Origin of the sequence: Actinomadura fulvescens (assembly GCF_039533225.1) — a bacterium.
Lineage (GTDB): Bacteria > Actinomycetota > Actinomycetes > Streptosporangiales > Streptosporangiaceae > Spirillospora > Spirillospora fulvescens.
This window is the reverse complement of sequence record NZ_BAAATD010000002.1, coordinates 1,122,770-1,133,445: the sequence shown is the minus strand read 5'-3', so window position 1 is coordinate 1,133,445 and position 10,676 is coordinate 1,122,770. Positions and strand designations below refer to the sequence as shown.

The window sequence follows — 10,676 nt, the reverse complement described above, 5'->3', positions numbered from 1 at the left end:
ACTGTCGCAACGCGTCGTAGGTGCTGGAGAGCCGATGCAGCTCAGACGAATCGGATGCCCGGATCTTCTGGAGGATCTGGTGGTAGTCGAACTGCTCTGGATTACCCGCGCCGATCGAGCCGCGCCTGATCGGGTAGGACCCTCCACCCATATAGCCTCGTCCCCTCGGACCTTGAGGTTCTAGTTCTGACTTTCGCGCGTCGCGCGCGGTCCCGACGACCGCCCCGCGCTCTCGTTCGCGTCCCTGGCCGCCAAGTCACTCAGATAGAAGTTCTTCGCTGAAGACTCGATTCGTGCGATCACGCCCTCGTACGCCGTCGCGAACTCTGTCACGTAAGTGAGCATCGACTGGTGCGCTGTGGTGATTCGTTCGGCAAGCTGCTCGGGCACGTCCCAAGCACCGATCGCGCTGACCGTGGTCGGATGATCGGTGGTGCCTGACTTCAGCTTGTCGAGTTCGGCGCGCATTGCTCGGGCTACCTGGCGCATCTTCTCTGGGCTGTGCTCGCTGTCCGGACGTGGTGTCCCGGTAGCCCCCGCTCCCTGCGGCATGGTCTTGCTCGCTCTCGTCAGCCGCCGAAGCTGGCGGCGTTGCGGTTCTCGGTGGTGCGGTAGCCGTCGTGGGACTCGCCGATGGCGGCGCCCATGCGGTTGACGACGTTGCCGAGCTCCGCTCCGGCCGCGTTCCATTGGGCCTGCATGCGGTGGTACGCCTGCTGGGCGTCGCCCTCCCACTCCGCGAGCGTGGACTTGACCTTGCTCTCCAGCTCGTCGAGAGCGGCCTTGTATTCGCTCAGGGCCTTCTGGAAGCTCGCCTGGGCCTGCTGCATCGAGCCGAAGTGCACTCGGGTCAGATCACTCATGTCTCGGTTCTCCGATGTCGTGTGAGACGGCTCAGTCGTTGATGAGGCCCTTGAGGGCGTTCACGCGGGCGACGGTCTCGGACTCGTTGCCCGCGTAGGTGACCCGGGCATCGCCCAGCTTCTGCTGGATCGTGTTGAGGTCGGTCAGCACCTTGACGAACTGCTGGTCGAACCGCTGGAAGACGTTCACGAACGCGGTGGCTCCTTCGCCCTTCCAGGTGGCTGCGAGGGCCTTCTGCTCGGCGTCCAGACGGGCTCGGGTCTTGCGCAGCTTGTTCTCGGCGTCCTCGATCGCGTCGGCGCCGCGCCGCATGCCTTCCCGGCTGTGCGCTGACTGCTGTGTCATCTGCTTGCTCCTTGCGCGTGGGCGGTTCGGAATCGATCACGACGCGCCCTGCGCAAACCAGCTGATGTCTTGTAGCGCCGGTTAGGCGACACACCCCGTGACATTGAGCAGTTCGGATCGTAGGGAAGTCAGGCATTTACTGTCCACCGGTCATGCGAGTGGTCAGGGTGGGGTCGTCGTGACTGTGCTGTTGTCTCGCCAGGTTGTACGTGCTCAAGGGGTTGAATACTCAAGTCCTAGGTGGCCGGAACCGGCCGGACTGCTGCGGTGGAGGTCAGGGCCGGGCCTTGACGGAAGAGCTGAAGGATGTTGGCGGGGACCTGGGCTGATTTGGTCGGGGTGTAGCCGAGCTTGGTCGCGTCTTCGGGGGTGGGGATGGGGTAGCGCACGCCTTGCTCGGTGATGAGGGAGAAGGACTGGGGTTGCTGATTGGGGGCGGTGAGGGTACCGGCGAACGTGGCGCCGCCGGGTAGGACGATCTGGTCGATGGAGGATCGGGTGGCGGGGGGTGGTGGGAGCGTGCCGCCGATGGTGAAGCGTGCGGTGAGGCTTGTGTCGCTGTAGACGGCGCAGAGGGGCTCGCTTGGTTCGTATGGGAGAGCGGTGGGCGGGCTCTCTGGGAGTTGGCGGTTGAAGAGGTTCGTGGTTGAGATGTTGGTGGCGGCGGCTGGGGTTATGTCGATGGCGGTCCTGGCTCCGGGGAGGGAGAGGAGTAGGCCGGCTTGGGTTTTTGAGATTCCTGAGATGCCGTCTGAGAGCTGCACGTACCAACGTTCGGTTGATCCGGCGATGGGCGGGATTCGGTAGACCTGGCCGATGGTGGGGGTGCGGCCGTCTGGGGTTGGTTGTGCGAGGGCGCCTCTGTTGGGGATGGGTGGCGGTGCGTAGTCGGGACCTTGGGGGAGGCCGTTCAGCCAGCGTTCGTCCACCTGGGGCGGCGGGGCGTTGGTGAGCAGGCGGGTTGACTGGCGCGAGATCCGCATGCGGGTGTTGCGCCAGATGAGCCAGGTTTGGGGGCCGCCTTGTACTAGGACCGCTTGGGTGTCGGTTAGGGGGCGGCCGCCTGTGTCTCGGCCTCCTATGAGGGAGACGACTGGGGTTGCGATGGTGCTTGAGGGTGGGGTGTGGACGCAGAGGGACCAGGGCGCTCTGACCAGCTTGGAAGGGTCAGGAAGAGATTCGGGTGCGTTGGGGATGCCCGTTAGGGGGCCGCGGGCGTATTTGGCTAGGGAGCGGCTTGAGACCAGCTTGCGTTGGATGTTGTTGCCCGACATGGCCAGGCGCGCTGATGTGTAGTTGAGGAACGGGATCAGGCGTTTCTGGTCAGCGCTGTAGGCGTAGGCGGCGCCTGTTTCTTTCTCGATGAGGACCAGGCCTGGCTGTTCCAGGTTGCGGGCGCCTCCCTTGAAGAGCAGGCCGGTGATGCCGAAGCCCGCGGCTACCAGGACCACGACCATGACGCCGCAGAGGGCGCCTACGCCTGTGCGGCGGAGGGGTGACTCGGCGGCGCCTGGTTTGCCCTGGAGGAGGGCGAGGGTGACTCGCTGAGTCATCAGCTTGTGGGCTTGGTAGAGGTCCTTCTTGGTCTGCATGTCAGCCGGCCAATCCGCGCAGCCAGCTGTAGAGGTTGAGCAGGGCCATGGCGAACGGGAACAGGCTGATGATGAGTGTCAGGTCCAGGATGTCGCCTGCACGGCCCCAGAACGGTGAGGGTTTGTGGGTGGGGAGGCGCAGGGCCATGAACAGCATGACGGTTACTGCTAGGAGCATGGGGACTGCGGCGGCTAGGAGCGTCTCTGCGGGTGAGGACGTTGTGGCCCGGGAGATGCCTAGGAGCGCCAGGCCGGACAGGCCGCTGCCGAGGAGCCAGAGGCGTTGTGTTCGGCCGTGGAAAACGCGTGCGCGGAGCAAGACGACTAGCGAGATGCAGAGGCTCATGGTGGTGACGAGCCAGGTTTGGTCGGTGAGGAGAAGTAGCTGGGCGCCTAGGACTACTAGAGCTACGCCTGCTACCAGGCCTGTGCTGTAGCGGTCGGCTTCCTTGGTGCGGCGAAGGAGCGATGGGCCGTCGAACGTCTGGGCGCTTCGGAGTTCTTCGGCGTTCTCTGGGACGGGGGGAAGGGGCAGCCTGGCTAGGCGGAATGCCAGGGATGGGATGAGGGCCGTTAGCACTAGGCAGGTCGAGGCTGATATCGCGGCTACGCCGGTGGGGTCTGCGTCGAAGCCTTCTACCAGGGCGGATGTCAGGGCTCCTAGGAGGGCGGCGAACGCTACGCCTAGGAAGGTCGGGAGGCCTTCGATGATGGCGAAGGCGGCTATGACGGCGGCTAGGGCGGTCGTGGCGGTGGCGGAGAGGAGGTGGAGGGAAGTTAGCTCTGCCAGGTCGACTAGGCGGGCGGGGGCTACTAGGCCGCTCAGGAAAGCGTACGGGAGCGCGCTGAAGCCTAGGACTGCTCCGGCATTGGCGTCGGAGAGTGCGCGGGAGAGGACTACGCCTGCTATTAGGAGGATGGCGGCGATGGATGCTGCGGCAATGGAGATCAGGGGCCAGGGCGGGCCTGAGATGGCCAGGCCTATGGCTCCGGTGGCCAGGAGGGCGGCGCTGGCGTTGAGGCCGAAGCGCCGGGTGTGCTCGGACCTCCAGCGGTCGGAGTGCTCGTTGATACCGGTCGCGACTACGTCGGCCACGTCGTCGAAGACCGCTTCGGGGAGCTGGGCGATCTCGGGGCGGAAGTAGAGCACCTCGCCGTCGCGCACGCCCAGCGCGCCGAGAGTCTTCGACTCGTCGAAGGGCGGCTGGTCGAGGCGTTGCAGCACCCAGCCGGAGTGCGCGAGGCCGGCGTTGGCCAGGTCGCGGCCCGCGGCCTGGAGCAATGTGGGGAGCATGTGCGCGAGGGGGACGTCGGCGGGGAGCGAGAGGTCGACGCGGCGGCCTGGCGCCACCAGGGCGACTCGGCAGAGGTCGGCTCCGGTGGTGGGGTTCATGCGACCTCCGATCTTTTCGTCAGACGATCAAGGCGCATATTGACTACCAGTCCGACAGAACTTACGGCAACGTTCATGAACAGGTTCGATGTTCGCGAAAGCGACATTTCGATGGGCTGAACCCCGGCGCCGCCAACCGCCGTACGACCTTAGCCAGGTCTCGCATGAGGAGATCGTCGATTACTAGGATGACCCGTCGTTGACTGCTGGTCATGGCGGTCTGTTCTGACGATTCGGAAGGGCCGGAGCGGTGAGCATCGTTCTCGTACGTCGTCCGGAACGGCGTCCACCTCCGCAGATGCCCGAGGGCGAGATCATGCTGGAACCGCCGCCGGAGATCCCGGAGGCCGTCAGGCAGGGGTTCGCGAACGCGCTGATGTACCTGCCGATGGCCGCCAGCGGCGCGGCCATGGGGTTGATGTTCATGGGCGGCGCGGGCGGCGCGAACGGCGGAAACCCGATCATGTGGGTGGCCAGCGGCCTGTTCGTGTTGTCCATGGTCGGAATGGGTTTCGGCCATATGGGACAGGGCGCGGGAGAACGTAAGCAGCAGCTGAACGGAGCGCGCCGGGATTACTACCGCTATCTTGACCAGATCCGGTCACGGGTGAGAAAGGCCGCCAGGCAACAACGCGAGGCATTGGAGTGGACCGGGCCTAGCCCGCGGACGTTGTGGTCGATGGTGATGAGCCATCGGTTGTGGGAGCGGCGGCCGGCGGATGACGACTTCGGGCACGTGCGGATCGGGCTCGGGCGGCAGCAGCTGGCGCTGGAGCTGATCGTTCCGGAGACCAAGCCGATCGAGGATCTGGAGCCGATGTGCGCGGGTGCGCTGCGGAGGTTCCTGCGCGCGCACTCGACCGTTCCGGACCTGCCGGTGTCGGTCTCGCTCCCCGCGTTCGCGCGCATCGTGGCGACCGGCGACTCCGGGGCGGCGCGCGCGATGGCGAGGGCGATGGTGGCGCAGATGGCGGCCTTTCACACGCCCGACGACCTGCGCATCTCGATCTGCGCGTCGCCGGAGCGGATGCCCGAGTGGCAGTGGGCCAAGTGGCTGCCGCACTGCCTGCATCCCTCCCGGCATGACGCGGCGGGGCCGATCCGGCTGCTCACGCGTTCGTTGTCGGCGCTGGAAGATCTGCTGGGCGAGGAGCTCAAGGATCGGCCGCGGTTCAGTGCGGGGGTCGGCTCGCAGGATCTGCCGTACCACGTGGTGATCGTGGACGGCGGTGTGGTGACTCCGGACTCGCAGCTCGGGGCGGACGGCATCAAGGGTGTGTGCGTGATCGACCTCAGTGAGTCGGTCGCGCCCACGCCGGACGCCACCATGTTGCGGCTGGACGTCGCGGACGGTCGTCTGGAGATGCTGGAACGCGACCGTACCGGGAAGGACGTCGCCACTCCCCTGGGGCAAGCCGACAGCATCACGCAGGTGCAGGCGGAGGGGTTCGCGATGCGGCTCGCGCCGCTGCGCGCGGGGGCGCCCGAGGAGCCGGAGCAGAACGCGCTGGCGGCCGACCTCACGTTGACCTCGTTGCTCGGGCTGCGCAGCCCGTACGGCATCGATCTGGCGCGGAGCTGGCAGACCCGGGCGCCGCGCAACCGGCTGCGGGTACCGATCGGGGTGGACGCGGGCGGGCGGCCGGTGGAATTGGACATCAAGGAGTCGGCGCAGGGCGGGATGGGGCCGCATGGGCTGCTCATCGGCGCCACGGGGTCGGGCAAGTCGGAGCTGTTGCGGACGCTCGTGCTCGGGCTCGCCACGACACACTCGTCGGAGACGCTCAACTTCGTGCTGGTCGACTTCAAGGGCGGTGCCACGTTCCTTGGGCTGGACAAGCTCCAGCACGTCTCAGCTGTCATTACGAACCTGGAGGACGAGCTTCCGCTCGTCGACCGGATGTACGACGCGTTGCACGGGGAGATGGTGCGGCGCCAGGAGTTGCTGCGCGCGGCGGGCAATTACGTGTCGCTGCGGGAGTACGAGAAGGCTCGTGAGCAGGGCGCCTCTCTCAAGCCGATGCCTACGCTCTTCGTGGTGTTGGACGAGTTTTCGGAACTGCTCTCGGCCAAGCCGGAGTTCGCTGAGCTGTTCGTGATGATAGGGCGGCTGGGGCGTTCGCTGGGAGTGCATCTGCTGCTTGCGTCGCAGCGGTTGGAAGAGGGCAAGATGCGCGGCCTCGACACGCATCTGTCGTATCGGATAGGCCTGCGTACGTTCTCGGCCATGGAGTCACGGGTGGTGCTGGGAGTGCCGGACGCGTACGAACTGCCATCGGCGCCGGGCAACGGATATCTGAAGGTCGACGTCACTGACATGGTGCGGTTCAAGGCCGCGTACGTGTCCGGGCCGGTGAACGGGGAACAGCGGCAAGCCTTGGATCAACACGGTCAGGTACGGCAGCGCCGAATCCTTCCTTACGGCGTCGGCTACATCCCGCTCCAGACCGTTCAGCACTCCGATGCGCCCCAGCCCGCCACGACCGCACCGGAGTCGGAGGAGAGCCTGTTCAGCGTCGTCATCGATCAGCTTGCTGGGCATGGGCCTGCCGCGCACCAGATCTGGTTGCCGCCGCTGGACGTGCCGCCGACGGTGGACCAGTTGGTGCCGCCGCTGTCGGTCTCGCCGCAGTACGGGCTGACGAACGCGGAGTGGAAGGGGCGCGCCAAGCTGGCGGCGGTGGTCGGGATCATCGACCGGCCCTTCGACCAGCGACGCGACCCGTTCTGGATCGATCTGTCGGCGGCCGCCGGCCACGTCGGCATCGCGGGTGCCCCGCAGACCGGCAAGTCGACGATGTTGCGCTCGATGATCGCCTCGCTGGCGTTGCTGCACACGCCGGAGGAGGTGCAGTTCTACTGCCTCGACTTCGGTGGCGGGACGCTGGGCGCGCTCGCCGGGCTGCCTCATGTCGGCGGCGTGGCCACTCGGCTCGACCCCGACCGGGTGCGGCGTACGGTCGCGGAGATCTCCACCCTGCTGGACGACCGTGAACGGGCGTTCGGCGAACGTGGCATCGACTCGATCGCGACCTACCGGCGTCTTCGTGCCGCCGACGAGATCCCCGGCGATGGGTTCGGCGACGTCTTCCTTGTGGTCGACGGCTGGATGACGCTTCGCCAGGAGTACGAGCAGCTTGAGGAGACCATCACGGACCTGGCGGCGCGCGGCCTCGGCTATGGGATCCACGTGGTGGCGACCACGGGCAAGTGGTCGGAGTTCCGGATGGGCATCCGCGATGTCTTCGGCACGCGGCTGGAGTTGCGGCTCGGCGACTCGTACGAATCAGAGATCGATCGGCGCCAGGCGGAGAACGTGCCGGAGGGGCGGCCCGGGCGTGGTTTGACCCGGGACGGCCTGCACTTCCTTGCCGCGCTCCCTCGTATCGACGGGCGCGGTACGACCGACGATCTCGCGGAAGGTGTCGCCGAGCTGGTCGAGTCCGTGGCAAAGGCGTGGCCTGGACCGAAGGCGCCGCCCGTACGCCTCCTTCCCGATCTCCTGCCCGCCTCCGCCCTGGCCGACGTTCCGAAGCAGCGATGGCGTGTTCCGATCGGGATCGACGAGAACGCCCTCGCCCCCGTGCTCGTCGACTTCCAGGCCGATCCGCACTTCGTGGTCGTGGGCGACACCGAGTGCGGCAAGTCCAACCTGCTGCGCCAGATCGCGGACGGGATCGTCGCGCGGCACACGCCCGCCGAGGCGCGGCTGATCTTCATCGACTACCGGCGCTCGCTGCTCGACACCGCCGACACCGAGCACCGGGTCGGTTACGCGGCATCCTCCACGGCTGCCGCCGAGCTGGTCGACAACCTGGTCGACGCGTTGAACGACCGATTGCCGCCCGCCGACCTCACCGCCGGGCAGCTGCGCGATCGTTCGTGGTGGAAGGGCAGCGACGTCTTCCTCTTCGTCGAGGACTACGACCTCGTGGCCACCGCGTCCAACCCGCTGCTCCCCCTCGTGGAGCTCCTGCCGCAGGCCCGCGACATCGGCGTTCACCTGATCCTGTCGCGCGCCATGGGCGGGGTGAGCCGTGCGTTGTACGATCCGGTCATCCAGCAGCTGAAGGACATGGCCACCCCGGCATTGATCATGTCGGGGAGCAGCGAGGAGGGTCCGCTCTTCGGCGAGGTCCGGCCGACGCCGCGGCCGCCCGGCCGCGGCACGTTCACCGACCGGCGCTCCGGCGCCCGCCTGATCCAGACCGCCTATCGGGAGAACGCCCCGCAGCAGCTCGCCTGACAAGCCGCCCTCGCCCCCCGCCGCCGGGCTGCGCAGGCCGCCGGGCTGCGCAGGCCGTCCTGGGGCTTAGCGGCCGATGGTTCCATGGTCCACGCCGAGGGCTTCGGACGACTCGGCGGTCTGCTCCGGGCGGAGCACCGCGCGCCCAGGGCGCCACTGGCGGCGACGGCCCAGGGGAAGGACGATGCCGCTGACGGCCGCCAGGGCGGCCACGCCGAGCGCTCCCCCGGCAACGGCGATCGCGATCGTTCGTGTGCGGTGGTCCGTGGGCTCCGGAGCGGCGAAACGAACGGGGGCCGAGGCGTTTGCGGGTGTGGCGGAGCCCTCTTCAGGAAGCAGGGCTGTGACGGCTTGCAGAGGATTCACCATGCCTTGGCCGGTGCCCTCCCCCGCGTTGCCGTCCGCGGTGACCAGCAGCCGATGCATCACCTGTTGTGGGTTCAGGCCAGGATGGCGGGCACGGACCAGGGCCACGACACCCGACACGTAGGCGGCCGCGAAGCTGGTCCCCTGGGCTTGGAGGTTGTAGCCGCCACGGGTCCACGCCGTCGAGACATCCTTGCCAGGGGCTGCCAGGTCCACCTTGGAACGTAGACCGGAGCTTTCGGCCCGTGCACCGTCCTGCCCTAGCGACGCCACAGAAATCACGCCTGGATAGGACGCCGGGTAGGCCGGGCCGTCCTCACCGTCCTGCTTTCGCACATTGCCTGCCGCCGCGACGACCACGGCGTCGTTGCGGAGGGCGAACTGAACGGCCGCCTCCAGGCGGGGTGAGTGCTCGGCGCTGATCGAGATGTTGATGACCTGTGCTCTGGCGGCCACCGCGGCCCTGATCGCAGCGGGCAGGCGTTCGCCGCCCGTCTGGTCGCGCTCTTCGTTCTGATGCTTGACCACGTAGAGGTCGGCCGCCGGTGCGACGCCGCTGAGGGGGATCAGGCGGTCGCTCATGTCGCGGCCGGCGATGAGGGCCGCGACGGCGGTGCCGTGGCCTGTGCAGTCGCCTTTGCCCGTCCCCGTCAGGTCGGTGACGCGCGAGCCCGGCGTCCGGCCGGCCAGCATCGGATGGCTTGCTTCGACACCGCTGTCCACGACCGCGACGGTGACGTTCTGCCCCCTGGACAGAGGCCACACGCGTTCGAAGCCCAGCCGTTTCTGTGCCCAGGACTCCCCGACCGCGCCACGATGACCCCGTGGCGGATCGCACGCCGGCGCCGGCGGCGGCGTGGGAGCGGCTTGGGGCTTCGACGGCGAATCGGCGGACGCGGGAGCGAGCACGGCGGCCGGAGCCAGCGTCAGGAGGGCGACTGCGGCGGCAAGTCCGGCCCGGTGCATCTTGCGTCTCCCCGAGTTCGTCGATCTCGGCGAACGACGATAGCGTCGTCGGCCCGTAAGGCGGTACGTGCGCAGGCCGCCGTGCGTTCAGGGTTTGCGGGCCAGGGCGCCGTGGTCGTCGATGGGGGCGGGGTCGCCGGTGTCGGGGTGCCAGAGGCTGGTGGAGACCACGCCGGGGTCGATGACGTCCAGCTCTTTGAAGAAGTGGGATATCTCCGTCGGGGTACGGAGGCGGAGGCGTGGGGAGCCGCCTGCCTCGTTCCATTGGCGGACGGCTTCGTCCATCCGGGGGCCGCGTACCGCGTTGGTGGGATGGGTCAGGACCATGTAGCTGCCTGAGGGAAGTGCGGCTAGGAGACGGTTCACTATCGCGTGCGCCTCCGCGTCGTCTTGCACGAACTGCATGATGCCCACGAGCAACAGGGCGACGGGCTGGGAGAAGTCCAAGGTCTGTGCGGCGGCTTGGAGGATCGCGCCGGGCTCTTCGACGTCGGCGTCCAGATAGTCGGTCGTGCCTTCGGGAGTGCTCGTCAGGAGCGCGCGGGCGTGGACGAGGACGAGGGGGTCGTTGTCCACGTAGACGATGCGCGCCTCGGGGACGATGCGCTGGGCGACCTCGTGGGTCGGGTCGACGGCCGGCAGGCCCGTGCCGATGTCCAGGAACTGCCGAACACCGGCATTGGCGAGGTGACGGACCACACGGCACAGGAACCCGCGGTTGCCCCGGGCGTTCTCGGCGATCTCCGGGAAGAACTCCATGATCTGGTCGCCCATGGCCTTGTCGACCGGGTAGTAGTCCTTGCCGCCCAGCCAGTAGTTCCAGATCCGGGCCGAGTGCGGCACGGTCGCGTCGATCTCCGCCATGACGAGCAAGAGACCCTATGCGCCCGGGTCGCGCAAGCCG

8 protein-coding genes are annotated in these 10,676 nt (G+C 67.6%); 1 reads left to right on the top strand and 7 read right to left on the bottom strand.

Going from position 1 to position 10,676, the window contains the following annotated elements:
- Positions 1 to 180: 180 nt before the first annotated feature.
- From ABD333_RS11820 to eccD, 5 genes are all read right to left on the bottom strand, one after another.
- Entirely contained in the window at positions 181 to 468 is a 288-nt protein-coding gene (locus ABD333_RS11820; RefSeq protein WP_344540389.1) for a hypothetical protein, read from the bottom strand.
- Positions 469 to 569: 101 nt separating this feature from the next.
- Complete coding sequence (locus ABD333_RS11815; RefSeq protein ID WP_344540387.1) at positions 570 to 863, bottom strand: WXG100 family type VII secretion target; 294 nt, start codon at positions 861 to 863, stop codon at positions 570 to 572.
- Between the two features lie 31 nt (positions 864 to 894).
- Positions 895 to 1,209, bottom strand: coding sequence for a WXG100 family type VII secretion target (locus ABD333_RS11810; RefSeq protein WP_344540385.1), 315 nt, complete (start codon positions 1,207 to 1,209; stop codon positions 895 to 897).
- A 236-nt stretch (positions 1,210 to 1,445) separates the two neighbouring features.
- Complete coding sequence (eccB, locus tag ABD333_RS11805; RefSeq protein ID WP_344540383.1) at positions 1,446 to 2,801, bottom strand: type VII secretion protein EccB; 1,356 nt, start codon at positions 2,799 to 2,801, stop codon at positions 1,446 to 1,448.
- 1 nt (position 2,802) lies between these two features.
- A complete protein-coding gene (eccD, locus tag ABD333_RS11800; protein ID WP_344540381.1) occupies positions 2,803 to 4,194 on the bottom strand; it encodes a type VII secretion integral membrane protein EccD in 1,392 nt (463 codons plus the stop codon).
- A 250-nt stretch (positions 4,195 to 4,444) separates the two neighbouring features.
- Between eccD and eccCa the strand changes: the two genes are divergently transcribed.
- Complete coding sequence (eccCa, locus tag ABD333_RS11795; RefSeq protein ID WP_344540380.1) at positions 4,445 to 8,440, top strand: type VII secretion protein EccCa; 3,996 nt, start codon at positions 4,445 to 4,447, stop codon at positions 8,438 to 8,440.
- A gap of 66 nt (positions 8,441 to 8,506) precedes the next feature.
- Here eccCa and ABD333_RS11790 read toward each other — a convergent pair whose 3' ends face one another.
- Both ABD333_RS11790 and ABD333_RS11785 read right to left on the bottom strand, forming a co-directional pair.
- The gene (locus ABD333_RS11790) at positions 8,507 to 9,772 is read right to left on the bottom strand and encodes a S8 family serine peptidase (protein ID WP_344540379.1); all 1,266 of its coding nucleotides are present in this window, start codon (positions 9,770 to 9,772) and stop codon (positions 8,507 to 8,509) included.
- Between the two features lie 87 nt (positions 9,773 to 9,859).
- On the bottom strand, positions 9,860 to 10,636 hold the full coding sequence (locus ABD333_RS11785) for an SAM-dependent methyltransferase (RefSeq protein ID WP_344540378.1): 777 nt from the start codon (positions 10,634 to 10,636) through the stop codon (positions 9,860 to 9,862).
- Positions 10,637 to 10,676 lie beyond the last annotated feature (40 nt).